Raw genomic sequence first — 21,005 nt, 5'->3', positions numbered from 1 at the left:
CTAGATGTAGTCGAGCAGGGACATGCTCATGATGCTGGAGGAGGTGCTGAGCACCGCCTCGTAGACGTAGTTGGCCTGCTCCAGCTCGACAACGAGCTGGGTGGCGTCGGCGTCCTCCTCGCTGCTGATGGAGTTGGCGGTCAGCTCCTTGACCAGCGACAGGGAGGTCTGGGTGTAGGTGATCTTGTTCTCCCGCGCACCCAGGTTGGCTGCGCCGGTCTCCACGGTTTCGTGGCAGTCGCCGAGGTCCTCCAGGCATTGGGCCACGCCGTCGTAGTTCCCGGTCTGCATGTAGACGATGCAGTCGGCCAGGGTCTCGAACAGGTTGGGGGAGTCGTAGGGCTGGCCCGTGGACTCGTCCACACCGCCGAAGATGGTGCTCCCCACGGTGTTCATGTCCTCGGACGTGCTTTCGGACACGGCTACGGACATGGCCCTGGACGAGCCGGTGTAGACGCACGCCTCGCGCAGGTAGAACTGCGAGCCGTTGCCGTCGTCGTCCGCGGCCGTGATCATCGTGCCGGTGGCCAGCTCCACCGTGGCGTCGCCCACGGCGAAGGCGGTGTCGCCGGCGGCCAGGGTCGCGGTGGTCCAGGTCTCGCCGTTGTCGGTGGAGTACTCGTACCCGATGGCGTCGGTCCCGATCACGCCGTCCGAGGTGAAGCGCACGGCCACGGTATCCTCGATCTCGCCTTCAAGGCTCGTGAAGTCGCTGCTGGAGAACGAGTCGTTGGTCTGGGTCACGCCCAGCCCCATGGCGTAGGCGTCGTCGCCGATGTCGTCGCCCGCGAAGAGGGAGTCGGAGCCGAGCTGGGTGTTGGCGATGGCGTACAGGGCGTCCAGATACCCCTCCATCTCCAGGGCCATCATCTGCAGCTCCTCCTCGGTGTAGGTCTCGGTGGACGCCTGCTCGGCCAATTCCAGGGCCGCAGTGATGGTCTCGCTGGCCGTGGACAGGACCTGGTCGGCGGTGCTCAGTTGTTCCAGGACGGTGGAGCAGTTGTCGATGTAGCCGGACAGGGATTTCTCGTACCCGGACAGCTCGACCACCCTGCCCATGCCCGACGGGTCGTCGGACGGGGCGTTGATCCGTTTCTGGCTGGCGTTCATGATCGTCAGTTCGGTGACGTCGTTCAGGGCCGAGTTCATCTGATTCAGGGACATGGAAAATATCTGTGCGGTGCTGATGCGCATGGCTGTCGCTCCTTGCTCAGACCAGGCCGAGGACGGTGTCCATCATTTCCTTGGTCACGCTGATGATTTGCGCGGCGGCCTGGTAGGCCTGCTGGTATTTGGTCAACTCGATGAGCTCCTCGTCCACGTTGACCTCGCTGGTCGAGGCCTGCTGCTCGTAGAGGTAGGTAGCGGAGGTCTGGGCGTAGGCTTGCTGCATCTCCGCGGCGGAGGTCGCCGCGCCCACGTCGGCGACCAGGGCGGCCGTGGCCGAGGTCAGGCTGGTTTCGGCTTCGCCCACGGTCAAGGTGGCGGTAGCCAGGGCGGCCAGCAGGGTGGCGGTCTCGTTGGAGCCGGAGGCCACCAGGCCGTCGTCGCCCACGCTGCCCGTGTTGATGTGCGAGGTGTTCGCGGTGACGTAGCTGTTCAGGGAGATGTCGCCCGCGTCGGTGCCGGTGAAGTAGGTGTTCATCCCCAGGGCGGCCATGACGTTGGCGCTGTCGCTCGCGATCTCGAACTCCACGTCCGTGTCCGCCGTGACCTGCAACTGTCCGTCGCTGGTGATCTGCGCCGTCAGCCCGTCGATGTCGTCGATCTTCTGCCGCACGGACTCCAGGGAGTCCGTGGCCGGGTCGATGTCCAGGATGGAGGTGGAGGCCACGTTGCCGTCCGCGTCGTAGGTGACGATGGTCAGCTCGCCCGCCTCGATGTTGTCCGCGAAGTACAGCCCGCTGTCGGCCAGCGGCACGGCGTCGTCCTCCACGGAGTAGGTCCCGGTCAGGCTGGTGTGGTGTTCCAGCCCCGCGCCCTGGGCGTGGACGGCGTTGGTCTCCCAAATGATCGCCTCGGCGAGGTCGTCCAGCCCTTCCAGGGTCGGGATGACCACGTCGTCCCGGACCGTGAACAGCCCGGCGATGGAGCCGCTGGAGGTGCGACCGGACACGGAATCGCCGCTGTCGTCGGTCATGGGGGTGATATTCTTGAGCGAGCCGTCCCCGGATTCCCAGTACAGGCCGGACTTGGACATGACCGCGTACCGGTCGCCCTCGGCGTGGTCGCCGCTGCCGTCTTCGAACCAGATGGTCACGCCCTCGATCTCCACGGCCCCGTCCTCGCCGTCGGCGGTGTAGAGCCGGAGGTCGCCGTTCTCGTCGGTCAGCCAGGTGTTGCCGCCGTCGGTGGAGGCCTTGAACTGGGCCGTGCCGTCCGGGCCAGAGGAGACGAACTCGATGAGCAGCTCCTCGTTGGAGTCGCCGGAGTAGTTCAGGGTGCCGTCGTAGTCCGAGTCCCGGACCAGCGATTCGGTGACGTTGGGGTTGGCGTAGACCAGATCGTGGGTCTCGGTGCCGTCTACCAATGTGTAACCCTCCTCGGTCAGGATGGTGACCGTGTTGTCGGACTGGTACAGGACGTCCACGCCGATCAGGGCGTCGAGCTCCCGGATCATCTGATCGCGGTCGGCCACTGCCTGATTGTCGTCGGGATTGGCGGCGATGCTCGCGTTGATGGCGGCGATGTCCTCGATGAGCTGGTTGGCCTCGGAAACCTGGTCCTGGATTTCCGCGTTGATGGAGTCCTCCATGGCCTCGATGGTCGCCGTGGTGGAGTTCAGCGCGTAGATCAGGGTCTCGGTGGAGCCGAGCAGGGCCTCGCGGGCGGACAGGGAATCCGGGTCCGTTCCCAGCTCGTTCCAGGCGCTGAAGTACTCCTCCATGACGTCGGACAGGCCGCCCTCGGACTGGTTGAGCAGGCCGTCGAGCTGGTTCAGGTAGTCCAGGGCCGCCGACTGGGTGGCCAGGTCGGCCAGGGCGTCGAGGTATTGCGCCTCCACGTACTTGTCCCATTCGGACTGGATGGCCGTGACGTCCGCCCCGGTGCCCAGGGTCAGCCCCGAGACGGTGATGGACCCGGAGGTCTTCTGGACCACGGAGGTGCGCTGGTACCCTGGGGTGTTCGCGTTGGCGATGTTGTTGGACGCGTTGTTGACGCCGACCTGCGCGTTTTGCAGCGAGGTCTGTCCTATGTTGTAGAGATTGTTTATCATCGCGTCCTCCCGGATCTGGCGCGGATCAGCGCTTCATGCCGATGGCGGTGGAGAGCATGGTGTCTGCCGTGGTGATGATCTTGGAGTTGGCCTGGTAGGCGGCCTGGATGATGATCAGCTTGGTCAGTTCGGTGGCGGTGTCCACGTTGGACTGCTCCAGGGCGTTGGACGCCAGCGTGCCGAACCAGGCGGAACCGGGGGTGCCGATGAGCGCCTGCCCGGACTCCGCGGTGGCGGAGTAGAGGTTGCCGCCCTCGGAGTGGAGCCCCTGAGTGTTGGCAAAGTCGGCCAGGCCGAAGGTGTACAGCTCCTGGGTCTGGCCGTTGGTGTAGGAAGCCGAGAGGATGCCGTTCTCGCTGATGGCGATATCCACCAACTCGCCGGGGGCGTAGCCGTCCTGGATCAGGTTGTAGGTGGCGGAGCTGGCCGTGGTGCTGCTTGTGGCGTTTGCGGCCATGATGGAGGTGTTGAACTTGGGCAGGTCGTCGGGATCGGTGACCGCGGCCAGGTCGTCCAGGGAGTCGATGGTACCGGCGTCCCAGCCCGTGCCCGTTGAAAAGTCCGAGTTGGATATGCCGAAGTCCAGCGCAATGGTCTGGTTCTCGTCCGCGCCGGTGAAGTTGACATCAAAGACCGGCAGTCCGTTGTTGTCGAACTCGCACAGGACCCAGTTCTCCTCTGCCATGGGATCGGTCGGGTCCGTGGGCGTGTCGGACAGGGTGAAGGCGGTCATGGACTGGATGTCGCCGGAAGAGGAGAAGGTCATGGTCCCGGAGACCAGGGCGCCCGCGCCGCTGGTCTGGGACATCTCGGTCCCGTTGAAGTCGCGCTGGTCCTCGTCGGGATCGCAGCAGACCATGTATTCCCAGACGATGGAGCCGTCGTCGGTCTCGACAGGGTCGTAGTAGACGGTCAGGTCGTGGGACGCGCCGTTCTCGTCGTACACGGTGATGGTGGTCTGGTAGGCGTAGCGGGAGTCCTCCAGGGGCGTGTCCGAGGTCCCGTCGTAGATCCCGAACAGGGCTGCCCATTCGTTGGTGCCCGAGGTGGTGTTGTCCGTGGCCGTGGAATCGAGGTTCAGGGAGAAGGAGACCTCGCTGGTGGCCTGGGGCGGGGACTGGGAGTTGTCGATCTGGATGTCCACCAGCCCGCCGGTGATGGAACCGTCATCGGTTTCCCAGCCCTGGACGCGGTTGCCGTGGGAGTCCACTAGGTAGCCGTTGGAATCGAAGGAGAAGCCGCCGTCGCGGGTGTAGAAGGTTTCGCCGGTGTCGGGGTCCACCACGATGTAGAAGCCGTCGCCGTTGATGGCCACGTCCGTGACCGAGTTGGTGGTCTCGTAAGCCCCCTGGGAGTAGTCTGTGGTGATGGAGGAGGTGGTCACGCCGTTGCCTACCTGGGACGCCGACCCTCCGGCGTAGACCGTGGAGTAGAAGACGTCCTCAAAGGCGATGGACGAGCTCTTGTAGCCGGTGGTGGTGGAGTTGGCGAGGTTGTTGCTGACCACCGATGTCGCCTGGCTCTGGGCCTGGAGCCCGGAGATGCCGGTGTACATGGAACCTGTGATACTCATGATTTTTCTCCTTAAAAAATAGGGTATTCGAGGGTTAGCTGGTGGCGTAGGTGACGTCGGCCAGGTACACGCTCCGGCCGTCGCTCAGGGTCAGGACCACGCCGTTTTCGGTGTTGGAGACGCCGGTGACCGTGCCTGTGGTCGTGGAGGTGCAGCCCACGCTGTCCCCCTCGGCGTCGGTGGCCGTGGCTATGATGTAGTATTGTCCGTTCGAGACCTCGTTGCCGTCGTAGTCCGTGCCGTCCCATTGGAAGGCGACGGTTCCGGAATCCACATCGGCGTAGATCTGGCTTTCGACGATCTTGCCTTCGGAGTTGTAGATGTTGATGGTCAGCTCGGCGGCGTCGTCATCGAGCGTCAGGTACAGGGTGGAGATGTCGTCATCGTGCTTGGCGATGGTGTGCCCGTTGGCCTCCACCTGCTTGCCTAGGTAGTCCAGTCCGTAGGCGCTGCCCATGGCTTCGATGGACTCGTTCAGGCTGTCCATCTTGTCGTTCAGGTCCGCCAGTTCCTCGAGCTGCGAGTACTGGGTCATCTGGTCCACCATCTGGGAGTTGTCCAGGGGCTCAGTGGGGTCCTGATACTGGAGCTCCGTGCACAGCAGGGTGATGAAATCCTCCGAGGTCAGGGAGGTGGAGCTCTCGGTGGTGGTCGAGGCGACCGCCGTGGAAGAGATCAGGGTATCGTAATAGCTCGTTGCATCGACGGTCATGACACGTGCCTCCTTGCGGGCTCTTCGGGTTCGCCGTGCTCGGGCAGGGGAGCGGCCGCGCCGTAGTGGGCGCGCAGCCGGTCCAGGGCCTGGAACTTGATGCTGCGGACGGTCCTGGGAGAGATGCCCAGCGACCGGGCGATCTCCCCGGCGACCATCCCCTCGCGGTAGTAGAGGGTGATGACCTCGGCCTGGCGGTCAGTGAGCACCCCGGCGGGCAGGCTGAACAGGGCGTCCGGTCCTTGGACCGGCGCGGGGCCGTCCTCGGAGAGCACGGATTCCATCCAGCGCAGCTTCTTTCTGTAGTAATCGATGGTCGTGGTGCGGCAGATGATGTTGAGCCAGGTGATGAACGAACTTTTTTCCTCGTCATAGCGGGAAATGTGGTCATTCTTGAAAATTTTCAGGGCAATTTCCTGGTATACGTCATCTATCTCTGTATTTTGAAGATTGATATTCTTTGCTCTGATGAAGTTGATGATGAGCTTGTAGATCAACCGTGAGTGCTCTTTGAAGAGAACATCGTAGGAGATCTCCCCGTAGCGCTTTCTTATTTCCAACAAAGTACTGCTCATTTCGAACCTCCTGCATGGAGATTGAGCAATGTGGATGCCGCAAAACGTTTATGTGGCATAAAGTCACATTGATTATCCTTTGGAGAATGTTTGCGGAGTGTGAAGGCGGGGGCGATGACGACGTCCGAATCTGAAGGAAATGAAGAAGATTTAATATGTCCGGAAGGGGAAACTCGGCAGCGGAGGAACATCCGGGGGGCGGCGCAGGGGAAAGGGAGCTTTTTTCCCGGTCGGAGGGGAAATGTGCAACCGGCGGGCGGTGGCGGGCGATTACAATGGTAAGGGCCGGTCCGAATGGTTCCGGACCGGCCCTCGGCTTGGGAAGGCGCGGACTAGCCGCTGATGAGCGACAGAGCCATCTGCGGAAGCGAGTTGGCCTGCGAGAGCATGGACACCGCAGACTGGGTGATGATCTGCTGCTTGGTGTACTCGGTCATTTCGGTGGCCACATCCACGTCGGAGATGCGGGATTCCGAGGCCTGAAGGTTCTCGGCCTGGATCTCGAGGTTGGAGATGGTTGCCGACAGCCGGTTCTGCATGGCGCCCAGGTTGGCGCGCACGTTGTCCTTGGACTCGATGGCTTGGTTCAGGGCGTCCAGGGCGCTCTGGGCGGCCTCCTGGGTGGAGACCACCGCGCCCGCCTTGTCCACGCCGGCTGCCAGCCCCACACCCAGGGCGGAGGCGGTGCAGTTGTCGATGGTCACGGCGTACTTGTCCTCGGCGGCATCGTTGCCAGTGCCGAAGTGGACGGTGATGCCGTCGGCGGACAGGTTGCCGTTGAGCAGGTAGATGCCGTTGAAGTCCGTGGCGTTGGCGATTCGGGTGATTTCCGAGGCCATGGCCTGGTACTCCGAGTCGATGATCAGCCGTTGGGCGTCCGTGTAGGTGCCGGTGGCGGCCTGCTCGGCCAGTTCCTTCATGCGGATGAGCTTCTCGTCGATGACGGAGAGCGCACCGTCCGCGGTCTGGATCATGGAGATGCCGTCGTTGGCGTTCCTGATCCCCTGGTTGAGGGTGGCGATGTCCGAGCGCATGAGCTCGCGCACGGCCAGGCCGGCAGCGTCGTCGGCGGACGAGTTGACGCGCAGGCCCGAGGAGAGCCGTTCGGTCGAGGTGCCCAGAGCCGAATACGCGGTGTTCAGGTTTCGGGCGGCGGCGTTCGCCATAAGGTTGTTGTTGACTACGAGTGCCATGATTTCCTCCTTGAATGGTTATGCTTCCATGCATTTTCCCCGTCACGATGAGCAGGGAACCAAAGTCGCCCATGTATACGGGCGCAGTGGGGAGAAGCGTTCATGGAGGAAAAATGTTCCAGCCTCTGCAAAGCGCGGCCGAACAGACCTTTCTGAAGACGCGGCGGATGTTTCTTATTGTTCTTAATATTTATTGATGCGCGATTAATATCATAATTTTTTCTGAATCTTTATGATGTATTCAAAAGGAGTGTGGCGATGAAAGACCTGTTGCTGATCGACGACGATCCCGAATTGGCGGAACTGCTCGGCGCGTACCTGGGCGAGGAGGGGATCGGACTCGATGCGGCCGTCAACGGCGGCGACGGATTGGATATGGCCCGCAGAGGGGAGTACGAGCTGATCATCCTGGACGTCATGCTGCCGGACACCAGCGGGTTCAACGTCCTGACCAAGCTGCGGGGTTCTTCGAACGTGCCGGTGATCATGCTCACCGGGCGCGGTGAGGAGATCGACCGCGTGGTGGGGCTGGAGATGGGCGCGGACGACTACGTGTCCAAGCCGTTCCAGCTGCGCGAGCTGCTGGCCCGCATCCGGGCGGTGCTCCGCCGCTACGGGGCCGGCGGCGAGGAGGGCGGCTCCGCGCCCGTCGCCAAGGCCAAACCGGACATCGAGATCAACGACGTGCGGCTGAACCGCAACGCCCGCAACCTGACCATCGGCGGCACGCCCGTGCACCTGACCTCCACGGAATTCGACATCCTGGAGATGCTCGCCGTGAACATGGGCAGCGTGGTCGAGCGCAACGCGCTCATGGAACGCGCCCTGGGCCGGAGCGAGGACTTCGACGACTACGTCCTCAACGTGCACATGAGCAACCTGCGCAAGAAGCTGGACCGGCACGTGGGCATCAAGACCATCAGGGGCAGGGGGTATCTGCTGACCGTTCCCCAGGAAGAGGCTGTATAGATGCTCCCCGACCCGTGGCGGCCGGTTTTCCTGTGCATCCTGCTCCTGCTCGGCTGGCCCGCCTGGGCCGCGGGCCAAGACGCGCTCGACTCCCTCGGCCTCGAAGAGCTGATGGAGGTGGAGGCAGTCAGTGCCACTCGGCGCGCCGAGCCGCTCTCGCGCATCCCCGCCGCGGTCACGGTGCTGACCGAGGAAGATATCTTCCGGTCCGGGGCCACCAACGTGCCCGAGGCGCTCAAGCTGGTGCCCGGCGTGCACGTGGCCCAGACCGACACGGACCGCTGGGCCGTGGGCATCCGGGGGTTCAACGGGCTGCTGAGCAACAAGCACCTGGTCCTGGTGGACGGGAGGCCCGTGACCTCACCGGTCATGACCGGGGTGCAGTGGGGCAATATCGTGCCCATCAGCCAGGTCAAGCGCATCGAAGTGGCGCGCGGCACCCGCACCAGCCTGTGGGGGGCCGAGTCCTTCACCGGTACCATCAACATCATCACCAAGTCGGCCATCGAGAGTCTGGGCGGGCAGTCCGTGACCACGGCGGGCACCTCGGGCGTCGGCCAGACCCTGCGCTACGGCATGGAGACGGGCGGCGATGGGGCAATCATGGTCTACGGCAACGGCGACTACCTGAACGGGAGCCAGCTGAGCAGCCGGGACCGGCGTGAGGAGCCCCACGATTGGTCCCAGGTCCAGGGCGGGATGCGGGGCGACTGGGAGAACGCCTTCACCGACGCCCTGTCGTTCCAGTGCAGCCTGGCCGGGTCGCGGACCAAGGACGGCAGCCGGGACGGACCGGGACCCGGCGGACCGCCGCCCCTGGACCGGACGGACCTCAACGGCTACGCCCAGTTCGTCTGGGACCGCGCCACCGGCCTGGACTCCAACCTCCGTTTCCGGACTTCCTACACCCGCGACACCGCGTCCCTGGCCGACCTGGACGGCGGTGCGAACATCGTCGACGCCGAGCTGACTTCGGCCATGGAGGAGATGGGCCGCCATCTGGTCACCTGGGGCGTGGGCAGCCAGTATTTCTGGGATGACGTGCATGGCGGCGACCGGGCGGACATCGACCGCGAGCGCATCTACACCTGGACCGCCAACGGGTTCGTCCGCGACCGCATCACCCTGCTCCCGGAGAGCCTGTACCTGGTGCTGGGGACCAAGGTGGACGTCCTGGACGAGGCCCACGTCGAGCTTCAGCCCACGATCCGCCTGCTGCACGCGCGGGGTGATTCCGAGTACTGGCTGGCCGTGTCGCGCGGGGTGCGGGCGGACAACAGATACCAGCGCAGCGGCTCCTACGTCATCCACGCCAAGGGCAAGGACTATCGGGTCATCAAGCCGGACAACCTCAAGACCGAGGAGCTCATTTCTTATGAGGGCGGGTACCGCCGGGCCATGACCCCGGAGGCCCGGCTGGACCTCTCCCTGTACGTCAACGACTACTCCGAGTTGCTCATGATGGAGCTGGACGACGTCGCCGACACCGCGCGGGTGACCAACTCCCTCAAGGGAACGGCCTACGGGCTGGAGGCCCTGGTGGACTGGTGGATCAGCGATTGGCTGACCCTGCGCCCCTCGGCCAGCCTCATCTATCAGAACATATACGGCCTGGATTCCGGCCCGGTGGGCGACTCCATGCCCGAGGAGGGGTTTGGGAGCGAGATCAAGCTCCAGGTTCTGACAAAGCCCTGGGAGCGGGTCGGCGCAGACTTCTTCCTCGGCTACATCGACAGCCCGGATCAGCTCCATCTGCCCGCCTATTTCAGCCTGGAGGCGCACCTCTCCTGGCGGGTCTCAGACGACCTCCTGCTGGAGTTCATCGGGCGCAACCTGGGCGGTTCCCACGAACAATTTTCGGACCTCGCCGTGGGGCCGAGCGCCGATTTCCGGGTCACGTGGGACTTCTGATGACGCTCCTGCGCCTGCTGCTCCTGGCCGTCATGGCATGGGCCGCGTTGCTGCCCGCACCTGCTTCCGCGGACGGCCGGCTGACGGCCACCCCGGACCAGCTGCGTGCGCTCTACGTCCAGCGGCTGGTCAAGTACGTGGCCTGGCCCGAAGGCACCGGCCCGGCGCCGGGCGATCCGTTCATCGTGGCGGCCACGGAACCGGCCCGGCTCAAGCCCTGGTTTCCGGACCCAACCGGTGAGGGAGAAGACGGAGATAACGGCGAACCGCGCTTCCGGCTGGTCCGCTGGCCCGCCGAATGTCACGTCCTGGTCCTGACCGGGGCTCCCACGCGGGAGATGGCCGCTATCCTCATGCGGGTGGCGGACCAGCCCGTGCTGACCATCACCCAGAACCCGGATGGCCCGGAGCGCGGGGCGGTCATCAACTTTTACATGCGCGACGGGCGGTTGCGCATGGAAGTCAGTCTCGAGGCGGCCCGCAAGGCCGGGCTGACCGTCAGCTCCCGCCTGCTCCAGTTGGTCCGCATCCACCAGGGGGAGGGCCGATGAGAAACCCCGAGGTCAGGCCCCTGGGCCGGAAGATCGTGGCCGCCATTCTGGGCACCACCCTGGCCGCCCTGGCGCTGAGCTTTCTGCTGAACATCATCCCCATGATCCACTCCTACCGCCAGGAGGCGGCGGGCAAGGCTCGGGTCCTGGCCGGGCTGATGGCGGCGTCCCTGGCCGCGTCCGTGGACTTCGACGACCAGGCCGCAGCCGCCGAGAACCTGGCCACCTTGTCCCTGAACCCGACGGTCGCGGGCGGGGCCGTGTACCTTGCCGACGGCACGCTCTTCGCGGCCTGGGGCCGACCTCCGGCCCGGCCCGAAACCGTCCCGTTCGAGGCCGCCACCCTGTCCGGGCTGACCACCGCCGCGTCCATCCCGGCCGGGCGCCGGGGGTGCGCCGTTGTCCTGTCCGTTTCCCTGTCCGGCCAGTGGGCGTTCCTGGAGAGCTATCTGTTCAGCGGCGGTGTGGTCTTTCTGGGCGTGTTCCTGTTCAGTTTCCGGCTGGCGGGGCGGTTCAGGCGCAGGCTGGGCGACCCCCTGGGTGAGCTGACCCGCGTGGTGGGCGACATCTCGGTCAGCCGCGACTACTCCCGGAGAGTGGACTACGAGAGCGACGACGAGCTGGGCGTGCTGGTGGCCGAGTTCAATTCCATGCTCCGGCGCGTCGAGGACCGTGACGCGCGGTTGGACCGCCACCGCGAGGAGCTGGAGCAGACCGTGGAGGAGCGGACCCTTCAATTGAAGCTCAATCAATTGGAACTGCTGAAGAACAACCGGCAGCTCCAGATGGAGATCAAGCGCCGCGCCCAGGCCGAGATGATCCGCGAGGAGGTGGAGCGCATCAACCGCCACGACCTCAAGTCCGGCCTGAGCCTGGTCATCGGCTACCCCGAGCTGCTGCTCCGGCAGGGTGGCCTGAATCCGGAGCAGGAGAAGCAGATCCGGCGCATCCGCGCCGCCGGATACCGGATGCTGGACATGATCCGCAACCATCTGGACATGTTCAAGATGGAGAAGAACGTCTATGCGCTCAACCGCGCGTCCGTGGACCTTGTCCAGGTTCTCTGCGACCTGGAGGAGGAGTTTGCGCCGCTGCTCGGCAGCTCCGGCGTGCGGCTGGCCATCCGCCTGGACGGGACGGACGTGGTCGGCGACGAGGAGTTCACGGTGTCCGGCGAGGGACCGCTCCTGCGGACCATGTGCCGCAACCTGATCCAGAACGGCATCGAGGCCTCGGGGCCGGGGGACGAGGTCGTGGTCGTCTTGAAGAGCGGGGAGCGCATGCGGCTGTCGGTGTCCAACCCTGCGGCCGTGCCCGCCGAGATCCGCGAGCGGTTCTTCGAGAAGTACGTCACTGCGGGCAAGGAGAACGGCACCGGTCTTGGCACCTACTTCGCGGCCCTCATCGCGCGCACTCACGGCGCGGATATTTCCATGCGCACCAGCGAGGAGGCCGGGACCCGCTTGACCATCGTCTTTCGCGCCGGGAAGACCGCATGTCCCCCGCGTCACGGCGGGCGCCGAGAGATCGTCGACGTCTGATCCCGTGGGAGGGGTGCTCGCGGCCCGTTATAAATGCACGCGCGAATCCCATCCGTTCTTGCCCAGGCCGGTCCGTGGGTCTAACGTCCAATAGTGGAGGCTCAGTGCCTTCTTCGCGGCACGGACCGGTTCGACCCTCGAAGGGGAAATGAATGAGACGTTGCTTTCCCTTTTATTTGAACATCGTCACGGTGTTCTCCGTTCTCATCACCATCATCGTCGTCGCAGTGGTCGTCTACGGATACCGCGGCAACGCCGACTCCGCCCTGGTTTCCGCCCGCCAGCAGCTCGTCCGGGTGGGCGCTTCGGTCTCCCAGCGCTCCAGGGCCATCTTCGACACGGCCTTCGACACCACCAACATCTACGTGGAATTCCCGGCGATCTCGGAGAAGCCGTCGATCCATTCCCACCCCATGAGCCATGTGTTCTTCAGTTTTCTGGAGCAGCACCAGGACTTCTCCTCGGTCTACATCGGGTTTGACGACGGCGATTTCTATCTGGTCTCTTCCCTGGCCGGTCGCAATGAGCTGAAGGGGCGGCTGGGCATCCCCGGCTCCGCCCGGTGGTACACCCAGGAGATCGGCCACCTGGCGGACGGAACCCGGTACGAGCTGAAGAAGTACCTGGATTCCGGGATGGTCACCGTGGGGTCGTCCGCTTCCCGGAACGTGGAGTACGACCCGAGGCGGCGGGTCTGGTTCCGGACCGCCGCAGGGCGCATCGCCCCCTCGCTGAGCGACGTCTACATCTTCTCCCTCTCGGGCGAGCCGGGCATCACGGTTTCCCGTCGGTTCGACGGCGCGGTCTCCGGGGTGTTCGGCCTGGACCTCTCCCTGGCCAACCTCTGCCGGTTCGTGCAGCGCCAGACCCTGGGAGACAACAGCGAGATCATGATCTTCGGCCCCACCGGCAAGGTCTATGCCTACTCGGACCTGGACCGGATGGTGAAGAGCCTCGGCGGGGACAAGGGGGAGCCCGCCGTGGACCGGCTGGGCGTTCCCGCCCTGTCGGAGCTGATGCGCGGTTTCCGGGCGCGGGAGGACAAGACCGTGGAGGCCGGGGAAATGTCCGTGGGCGGTGAGCGGTACCTGTTCCGGGTGGACCCGCTGCCCGTTGAGTACGGCAAGGAGCTGTTCGTGGCCGTGGCCGTACCCGAATCGCAGTTCACCGGCCCCATCGCCCGGATCGGCACGCGGACCCTGTACGTCTCGCTGGGGCTGCTCCTGCTGTCCCTGCCGGTGGTCTTCGGCGTGGCCAAGCTCATCAGCCGTCCGCTGAGGCTGCTGACCGTGGCGGTTCACGAGATCAAGTCGTTCAACCTGAACACCCCGGTGTCCATCAGGACCGTCATCACCGAGATCAGGGACCTGACCGCGGCCCTGGAAACCATGCGCAACTCGCTCAAGGTCTTCGGCAGTTATGTACCCCGGCCGCTGGTAAAACGGATGATCACCAACGACATCGTTCCGGCCCTGGGCGGTGAAAGGCGGGAACTGACGTTGCTGTTCAGCGACATCGAAGGGTTCACCAACATCGCTGAAGGGATGTCGCCCGAGGAACTGACGGCGGACGTGACCACCTATTTCAAGCGGATCAGCCAGGTCATCCTGCATACCGGCGGCACGGTGGACAAATACATCGGCGACGCGGTCATGGCGTTCTGGAACGCCCCGGTGCGCAACGCCGGGCATGCCCACGACGCCTGCCTCGCAGCCCTGCGCTGCGAGGCCGCCCTGCGCATCTTCAACATGGGCCGGGAGAACCAGGGCAAGGCTGCGTTCCGCACGCGCATGGGGGTGCACACCGGCGAGGCCGTGGTGGGCAACATAGGCTCCTCGGACCGCATGGCGTACACGGCCATCGGCGCGAGCGTGAACCTGGCGTCGCGCCTGGAGGGGCTGAACAAGTACCTCGGCACCTCCATCCTGGTCAGCGAATCCACGCGCGCGGCCGCGGGAGACCAGTTCGTCTTCCGCTTTGCCGGGAGGGTGGTGGCCAAGGGGACCTCCTCGGGAGTCGGGGCCTACGAGTTGCTCGGCACCCGATACGGGACCGCCGGGGTGTACGCCCCCCTGAGCCTGGACCGGGACGCCGAGGCCCGGGTGGAGGAATGGGGCGGCTGCCTGGGCCTGCTCCTGGCGCGGGACTTCGCGGGCGCGGCAGCGGCCTTCGGAGCCTATGTCCAAAGGCACGGCCGGGACAGCCTGGCCGAACATTTCCGGGCCATGGCCGAGACCTTCATCACCCGGCCCCCGGCGGCCGACTGGAACGGGGAGCAGGTGTTCGATGCCAAATAGCATGCCGCGCATCCTTCCGGCGCTGCTGGCGGCCGTCGTGCTGGCCCTTTGCGCGGCCGGCGCCCGCGCAGCTGTTCCCGTGACATTCTGGACCACCGAGGTCAGCCCCGACCGGCAGGCGGTCATCGGCTACCTTGCGCAGGCATTCATGGTCTTCAACCCGGACGTGGAGGTCCGTGTGGTCGGGGTGGAGGAGAACGACATGGCCCGGGCCATGGCGCAGGCGCAGGCGGAGGGCCTGCCCCCGGACGTGGTCGGCTGCGCCTCCAACCTGGTGGTTGCCTTCAGCAACCAGGGGTGGATGGACGAGGCCGGAAACGCCCGGGTCATCGACGCCGTGGGCCGCGACCGGTTTTTCGCCGGAACGCTTCGGCGCGTCAGCATGAGCGACGGCAAACCGTGCGGCATCCCCTTCAACGGCTGGGTCCAGGGCATATGGTACCGCAAGGACTGGTTCGAGGCGGCCGGGCTGGCCCCTCCGGACACCTGGGAGCGTATCCTCAAGGCGGCCAAAACGCTGAACGACCCGGCGAACGGGCGGTACGGCATCCTCGTGGGCACCCGCAACGACGCCTATGCCGAGCAAGTCTTCACCCATCTCGCCAAGTCCGCCGGGGTGCGGGAGGTATCCCCCGAGGGAAAGGTCGTCTTCGACTCGCCGGCCGCGGTCCGGACGCTCAAGTTCTACGCCGAGCTGGCCCGCTATACCCCACCCGGGCCGCAGTGGTGGCGGGGCCGTGACTACTATCTCCAGGGCAGGCTGGCCATGATGTTCTATTCGAGCTTCATCATGGACGATTTCGTCGTGCCCTCGGTCGCGGCGGACTCCCTGACCGGCGATAATTTCGAGGACCTCTCGGGCGCGCCCTTCGACTACGAGCTGCCGGACCGGACGGGCATGGTCGCCATCCTGACCGGGACCCGGAAGGCCGGGTTCGGCGTGCTGCACGCCCTTGGACTGGTCAAGACCGGCGACGCGGCGCGGAGCGAGGCCGCCCGAAGGTTCGTCCGGTTCCTCTTCCGGGAGGACGCCTACGTGACCTGGCTGCACATGGTCCCCGGCGGCATGCTGCCCGTGCTGCGCGACATCGTCGCCCACCCGACGTTCTACTGCGATGTCCAGGGGATATTCCACAAATACCGCCGGGAGCGGGTGGAGGCCATTCTGGCCGGTTTCGATTCCCTGAAAAGCTTCGAGTTCGAGGACGGCAGGCTCATTCCCCAGGCCGCCCGGATATCGGCGGCGGGGGTCATCGGCCGGATGATCGTCGACACCCTGGACGGCCGGTCCACCCCCGAGGGGGCCGTGCGCGAGGCGGCCGAGCGCATGCGGGAAATCCTGGAGGAAAGGCGATAGAAAGCGCTCCCGCGTCGGGGAACGGAAAAGGGCGGCACCGCCGAAGCGGGCCGCCCTTTTTTCGTGCGCTTTCGACCTAGCCCGCCGTGGGGATGTCGCTGCCCCGCTCCACCACCGCCTGGTCCCAGACATACCCCTTGAAGCTCTGGCGGAAGAAGAGGGAGTAGAGCACCGGGCACAGGACCAGGGTCAGGACCGTGGCTACGGTCAGGCCGGACATGATCAGGTTGGCCATGGGCCGCCACATCTCGCCGCCCTGCAGGGAGAGCGGGACCATGCCGATGATGGTCGTGGTGGCGGTCATGATGATCGGCCGGGCGCGCTCCATGGCGGACAGGACGATGGAGTCGTCCAGGTCCAGCCCCCGCTTGCGCTGTATCTCTATGCGGTCGATGAGCATGATGGCGTTGTTCACGATGATCCCGAGCAGCGAGATCATGCCGAGCATGGGCATGAACCCGAAGGGCGAGTTGGTGGCCAGCATGCCCGCGGCGATGCCGATGATCATGGGCGGCAGGGTGAGCAGGATGATCACCGGGCGGCGGATGGAGTTGAACTGGAAGACCAGGACCAGGACCAGCAGCCCCATGGCCAGCGGCATGTTCGCGTTGATGGCGGCCTGGGCCTCGGCGGACTCCTCGAACTCGCCGCCGTATTCCACGGAATAACCCAGCGGCCAGTCGCCCTTGGCCATGAGCGCCGTGACCTCGGGCCGGACCGTGTTCAGGATGGACAGGGCGTAGTAGCCGTCGGCCACGTCCGCCTTGATGGTCATGGTCCTGCCCTGGTCGCGGCGGCGGATGTCCGAGGGCTGCCAGTCCAGACGGGTGGTTGCCACCTGGGAGAGCGGCACGGACGCGCCGGTGTCGTAGGAATAGACGTTCAGGCTGTCCAGCTTGTCCAGGCGGCCCCGGAATCCCTCGTCGTTGCGCAGCAGGATGGGGATGATGGTATCGCCCTCGCGGTAGTTGGAGGCGCGCAGCCCGGACATGGCGGCCTGCAGGCTGACGGCCACGTCGAAGCTCGAAAGCCCGGCCTCGCGAGCCTTGTCCTGGTCCACCTCGACCATCATCTTCTTGGTCCACTGGCCCCAGTCGTCCCACACGCGGGTCACGCCCGGCTGGCTCTCCACCAGGGGCACGATCTCGTCGCGCAGGGCGTAGAGGGTCTTGATGTCCGGGCCGGACAGCCGGATCTGGAGCTTGGCCCCCACGGGCGGGCCGTTCATCAGCTTGTTCAGGCTGTAGTCGGCGTCCGGGAACCCGTCCTCCAGGGCCTTGCGCGTGCGCTTGATGACCCCGTCCACGGACTCGACCGACCTGGTGTTGACCACGAAGGTGGCCAGGTTGTCGTTCTTCTGCTCCAGGTTGAGCGGCAGGTACCAGCGCGGGCCGCCGTGGCCCACGAACACGCCCACCTGGGACACGTCCGCGTCGGCCAGGAGGACCTTTTCGAGACGCTCCACGCGGCGTTCGGTGGCGGTGATGTCCGTGCCGTAGGGCTGCCAGAAGTCGATGGTGAACTGGGCGCGCTCGTTGGGCGGGAAGAACATCTTCGGCACGTAGCGGAAGGCCCACCCGGAAACGGCGCAGAAGATCAGGATCAGGGCCACGAACACGGTCCGGTTGCGCAGGGACCACAGGAGCAGCCCCCGGTAGGCGCGGTACAGGCGGTTCGCGTAGGTCTGCACGGTGACCTTGGGCTTGAGCAGGTAGTAGCAGAGCATGGGGACCATGGACATGGACAGCGCCCAGGAGCAGGCCAGGGTCAGGGTGACGACCACGAACAGGGAGGAGCAGAACTCGCCCACCGGATGGGTGGTGGCCAGCGGGATGGGCAGGAAGGCGAAGATGGTGGTCAGGGATGCGGCCAGCAGCGGCATCCACAGCTCGCTGACCGCGCCGACCGCGGCCTTGAGGCGGTTCTCGCCCGACGCCAGCCGGACCAGGATGGCCTCGGAGACGACCACGCCGTTGTCCACCAGGATGCCCAGCGAGATGATCAGCGAGGCGATGGAGATGCGTTGCAGTCCCACGCCGAACAGGGGCATGAGCGCGATGCAGCCGAGCATGGCCATGGGCACCAGCGACCCGGCGATGATCCCGGTGCGCAGCCCGGCAAAGGCCAGGATGACCACGACCACGAAGGCGAAGGACTCGATCAGGTTGATCATGAAGTCGTTGATGGCGGTCTTCACGTAGTCGGGCTGGAAGACCACCACGTTGGCCTCCAGGCCCACGTAGAGGTTGGCCCGCATCTCGTCGAGCTTCTTGGTCACCCGTTCGCCCAGGTCGGTGATGTTGCCGCCGTCGGCCATGGACACGGCCAGCATCAGGCAGGGCGCGCCGTTGAACCGGGTCAGGGTGGAGGGCGGGTCCGAGAACCCGCGCGAGATGTCGGCCACGTCGGCCAGCCGGACCGAGGTCTTCTGGCCCGGAGGCCGGATGGCCAGGGAATAGATGTCCTCCACGCCCTTGAACTCGCCGGTCGGCTCGATGACGATGCGCTCCGGCCCGACCAGGGAGGAGCCGCTGGGCTGCAGGGTGTTCTGGCTGTCGATCATCTGGGCCAGGGCGAACGGGCTGACCCCGGCGGCGGCCATGCGGGAGTTGGTGAAGTCCACGAAGATGCGTTCGTCCTGCACGCCCCAGCGCTCGACCTTGCCCACGCCCTTGATCTTCAGGAGCTGGTCGCGCATGTCGTCGGCCACGTCCTTCAGCTCGCGATAGGAGAAGCCGTCGCCGGTCAGGGCGATGACGATGCCGTATACGTCGCCGAACTCGTCGTTGACCGCCGGGGTGTACGCCTCCTCGGGCAGGTCTCCGGCGGCATCGTCCACCTTGTTGCGCAGCTTCTGCCAATAGGGCTGCATGTCCTTGATGGAGTCCTCGAACTCCACCTTGAGGATGGACAGTCCGGACATGGACTGGGATTCCACGGTCTTGACGCCGTCGATCTCGCGGACCTTCTCCTCCAGCTTGTCGGTGACCAGCTCCTCGACCCGCTGGGGCGAAGCGCCGGGGAAGACCGTGGAGATGACCCCCGTGCGGATGGTGAATTCCGGGTCTTCGGCCTTGGGGATGGAAAAGAAGGTCATCACTCCGCTGATCGCGATGATCAGGAAGAGGACCAGGGAGGTGCGGTTGTTCTCGATGCACCACTTGGCGAGGTTCATTTCCGGACCTCCGTCCCGTTGTCCACCAGCCGGACCTTGCGGCCCTCTTCGAGGCTGTGCACGCCCCGGATGACCACCACCTCGCCTTCCTTGAGCCCGTCGAGGATCTCGAGCCCGGCCGGGGTGAGCTGGCCCACGGTCACGGTCCTGTGGGTCACGGTGGAGGTCTCCGTGTTCACCACCCAGACCGCGCGGGTCCCGTCGGTCTCGCTGACCACGGCGGCCGGGGGCAGGGTGAAGGCCGTCCCGGTGGAGCCCAGGCCGGTGAAGGCGACGTGGCCGGACATGCCCGCGCGGATGGCCTGGTCGTCGTTGTCCAGGTAGACCTTGACCGGATAGGTGGACCCCATGCCGGACTCCACGCTGACCTCCATGACCTTGCCCGTGAGCACGCGGCCGGGAAGGGCGTCGAAGACCACGGTGACCGCGTCGCCCTCGTGCACCTGGGCGATGAGGGTGTCCGGCACCGCGATGTACATCTTCATCTGGCGGCCCGCGTTGTAGGTGGCGATGGCCTGGCCCGCGGACACGTTCTGGTGGACGTCCGCCTCGACCTCGCCGATCCAGCCGTCGAAGGGGGCCTCCAGCGTGGTGTAGGAAAGCTGCTTGCTGGCGATCTCCAGCTGCTTGGCCGAGGCGTTCAGCTGGGCTTCGAAGGACTTGAAGTCCGCCTCAACCTGGTCCAGTTCGCCGCGCGAGATGACCCGGCTGTCGAACAGCTGGCTGTTGCGCTTCATGTCCGCCTTGGCGCGGACGAAGTTGGCCCGGACCTGCTCCATGTTGGCCCGCGCCTGCCGGTACTGGAGCTCGTAGTCGGACGGGTCGAGCCTGGCGATGACCTGCCCCTTGGCGAATTTGCGGCCGATCTGGTTGCCGGGGAAGGCCACGATCTTGCCGCCCACGCGGAAGGAGAGCTTGGTGGCGAGGGCGTCCTCGGCGGTGCCGGCGAAGGTCCACAGCTTGCTCCTGTCGGCGCGGGTGGCCACGGTGGTCCTGACCGGACGGACCTGTTCGGGGACCGGTTCCGGGCTGCGGTCGCAGCCGGTCGTCAGAAGGGCGAGGACGAAGAGGGCGAAGAGTGCCGGGCGGTTCATTGTGCGATCTCCATGGGGAGGCCGATCAGGCCCCTGATGCGTTTCTTGAGGATGGCGGCGAGGGTTTCGAGGTGGCCCTCGTAGGATTCCCAGCCCAACCGCTGACAGACCATGGTGCTGTTTTCCAGCATCTTGATGATGATGCCGATGATGCACTGGGCGGTGACCACGACCTCGGTGGGGTCCGCGGGTGCCGGGGACGTCCCCCGGACCAGGGTGCACAGGGAGTCGAAGGTCGGGTTGAAGAACTGGTGCAGAAGCTCGGGGTACAGCTCGGAGGGGTGGACCAGCTCGCGGGAGATGATCACCGTGCCCCAGACGTAGTCCCCCACGCCGAGCAGGTCGCGGGTCAGCCTGTCCACCAGCCAGTCCACGACCCGTGCCTTGGCGTCGAGGTCGTCTCCGGCGGCTTCGATGCGCGAGGCCACCTCCGCCTTGGGCGGGATGATGTCGTCCCGGATGTCGATGATTTCCCGGAGGATGGCCTCGTACAATCCGGCCTTGCCGCCGAAATGATAGCCCACGGTGGCCAGGTTGACCCCGGCCTCGGCGGCCAGGGTGCGCATGCTGACCCCGTTGTACCCGTTCTGGGCGAACAGGCGGGCTCCGGTATCGATAAGGGTGGCGCGGGTTTCCTCGCCCTGCGTGGCCTTGAGGGACTTGCGTCCGGTCATGAACCCTCCATGGGAAGACGTTGTTCCTTCGTGAGGGTTTGGTACGCCCGCACTGGTTGTTTGTCAAACGTTCGTTTAATATGTTGCGAAAAGAGGGGACGGGTCGGCGGGGGCGAAAAAAAAGGCCGGACAGGTGTCCGGCCTCGGGGATGCGGTCTGGAAAGGG

15 protein-coding genes are annotated in these 21,005 nt (G+C 65.4%); 6 read left to right on the top strand and 9 right to left on the bottom strand.

The annotated features are described in order from the left end of the window. The 6 genes from flgL to AWY79_RS16450 form a co-directional block, all read right to left on the bottom strand. Positions 1-1,194 carry a flagellar hook-associated protein FlgL gene (gene flgL, locus AWY79_RS16475; RefSeq protein ID WP_066806317.1) on the bottom strand — a complete coding sequence of 398 codons (1,194 nt, stop codon included), beginning with the start codon at positions 1,192-1,194 and terminating at the stop codon, positions 1-3. Between the two features lie 16 nt (positions 1,195-1,210). Then, positions 1,211-3,217 carry a flagellar hook-associated protein FlgK gene (flgK, locus tag AWY79_RS16470; protein WP_066806315.1) on the bottom strand — a complete coding sequence of 669 codons (2,007 nt, stop codon included), beginning with the start codon at positions 3,215-3,217 and terminating at the stop codon, positions 1,211-1,213. A 25-nt stretch (positions 3,218-3,242) separates the two neighbouring features. After that, positions 3,243-4,790, bottom strand: coding sequence for a flagellar hook protein FlgE (locus tag AWY79_RS16465; protein ID WP_066806313.1), 1,548 nt, complete (start codon positions 4,788-4,790; stop codon positions 3,243-3,245). Positions 4,791-4,824: 34 nt separating this feature from the next. Beyond that, on the bottom strand, positions 4,825-5,502 hold the full coding sequence (locus tag AWY79_RS16460; protein ID WP_066806310.1) for a flagellar hook assembly protein FlgD: 678 nt from the start codon (positions 5,500-5,502) through the stop codon (positions 4,825-4,827). Continuing rightward, a complete protein-coding gene (locus tag AWY79_RS16455) occupies positions 5,499-6,077 on the bottom strand; it encodes an RNA polymerase sigma factor (protein ID WP_066806308.1) in 579 nt (192 codons plus the stop codon). Before AWY79_RS16455 ends, AWY79_RS16460 begins: the two co-directional genes overlap by 4 nt. 332 nt (positions 6,078-6,409) lie before the next feature. Further along, positions 6,410-7,270, bottom strand: coding sequence for a flagellin N-terminal helical domain-containing protein (locus tag AWY79_RS16450; protein ID WP_066806307.1), 861 nt, complete (start codon positions 7,268-7,270; stop codon positions 6,410-6,412). 258 nt (positions 7,271-7,528) lie between these two features. Here AWY79_RS16450 and AWY79_RS16445 point away from each other — a divergent pair, with 258 nt between their 5' ends. The 6 genes from AWY79_RS16445 (at position 7,529) to AWY79_RS16420 (ending at position 15,896) form a co-directional block, all read left to right on the top strand. Beyond that, complete coding sequence (locus AWY79_RS16445) at positions 7,529-8,239, top strand: response regulator transcription factor (RefSeq protein ID WP_066806306.1); 711 nt, start codon at positions 7,529-7,531, stop codon at positions 8,237-8,239. Continuing rightward, positions 8,240-10,150 carry a TonB-dependent receptor plug domain-containing protein gene (locus AWY79_RS16440; protein WP_066806304.1) on the top strand — a complete coding sequence of 637 codons (1,911 nt, stop codon included), beginning with the start codon at positions 8,240-8,242 and terminating at the stop codon, positions 10,148-10,150. Then, a complete protein-coding gene (locus AWY79_RS16435; protein ID WP_066806302.1) occupies positions 10,150-10,701 on the top strand; it encodes a YfiR family protein in 552 nt (183 codons plus the stop codon). The genes AWY79_RS16440 and AWY79_RS16435 overlap by 1 nt, the downstream gene beginning before the upstream one ends. Continuing rightward, a complete protein-coding gene (locus AWY79_RS16430) occupies positions 10,698-12,242 on the top strand; it encodes an ATP-binding protein (RefSeq protein WP_066806300.1) in 1,545 nt (514 codons plus the stop codon). The genes AWY79_RS16435 and AWY79_RS16430 overlap by 4 nt, the downstream gene beginning before the upstream one ends. 152 nt (positions 12,243-12,394) lie before the next feature. Beyond that, a complete protein-coding gene (locus tag AWY79_RS16425; protein WP_078063832.1) occupies positions 12,395-14,539 on the top strand; it encodes an adenylate/guanylate cyclase domain-containing protein in 2,145 nt (714 codons plus the stop codon). 1 nt (position 14,540) lies between these two features. After that, entirely contained in the window at positions 14,541-15,896 is a 1,356-nt protein-coding gene (locus AWY79_RS16420) for an ABC transporter substrate-binding protein (RefSeq protein WP_066806297.1), read from the top strand. A gap of 76 nt (positions 15,897-15,972) precedes the next feature. Here the strand turns inward: AWY79_RS16420 and AWY79_RS16415 are convergent, their stop codons facing one another. Genes AWY79_RS16415 through AWY79_RS16405 form a run of 3 tightly spaced genes read right to left on the bottom strand, consistent with a single transcriptional unit; the run spans position 15,973 to position 20,839 of the window. Further along, the gene (locus AWY79_RS16415) at positions 15,973-19,071 is read right to left on the bottom strand and encodes an efflux RND transporter permease subunit (RefSeq protein WP_066806295.1); all 3,099 of its coding nucleotides are present in this window, start codon (positions 19,069-19,071) and stop codon (positions 15,973-15,975) included. Further along, entirely contained in the window at positions 19,068-20,165 is a 1,098-nt protein-coding gene (locus AWY79_RS16410) for an efflux RND transporter periplasmic adaptor subunit (RefSeq protein WP_066806293.1), read from the bottom strand. Before AWY79_RS16410 ends, AWY79_RS16415 begins: the two co-directional genes overlap by 4 nt. Beyond that, complete coding sequence (locus tag AWY79_RS16405) at positions 20,162-20,839, bottom strand: TetR/AcrR family transcriptional regulator (protein ID WP_066806291.1); 678 nt, start codon at positions 20,837-20,839, stop codon at positions 20,162-20,164. The genes AWY79_RS16410 and AWY79_RS16405 overlap by 4 nt, the downstream gene beginning before the upstream one ends. Positions 20,840-21,005: the final 166 nt, after the last annotated feature.

Origin of the sequence: Pseudodesulfovibrio indicus (assembly GCF_001563225.1) — a bacterium.
Classification (GTDB): Bacteria; Desulfobacterota; Desulfovibrionia; order Desulfovibrionales; family Desulfovibrionaceae; genus Pseudodesulfovibrio; species Pseudodesulfovibrio indicus.
The sequence above is the reverse complement of the archived record's forward strand: the minus strand, read 5'-3'. Positions and strand labels throughout refer to the sequence as shown.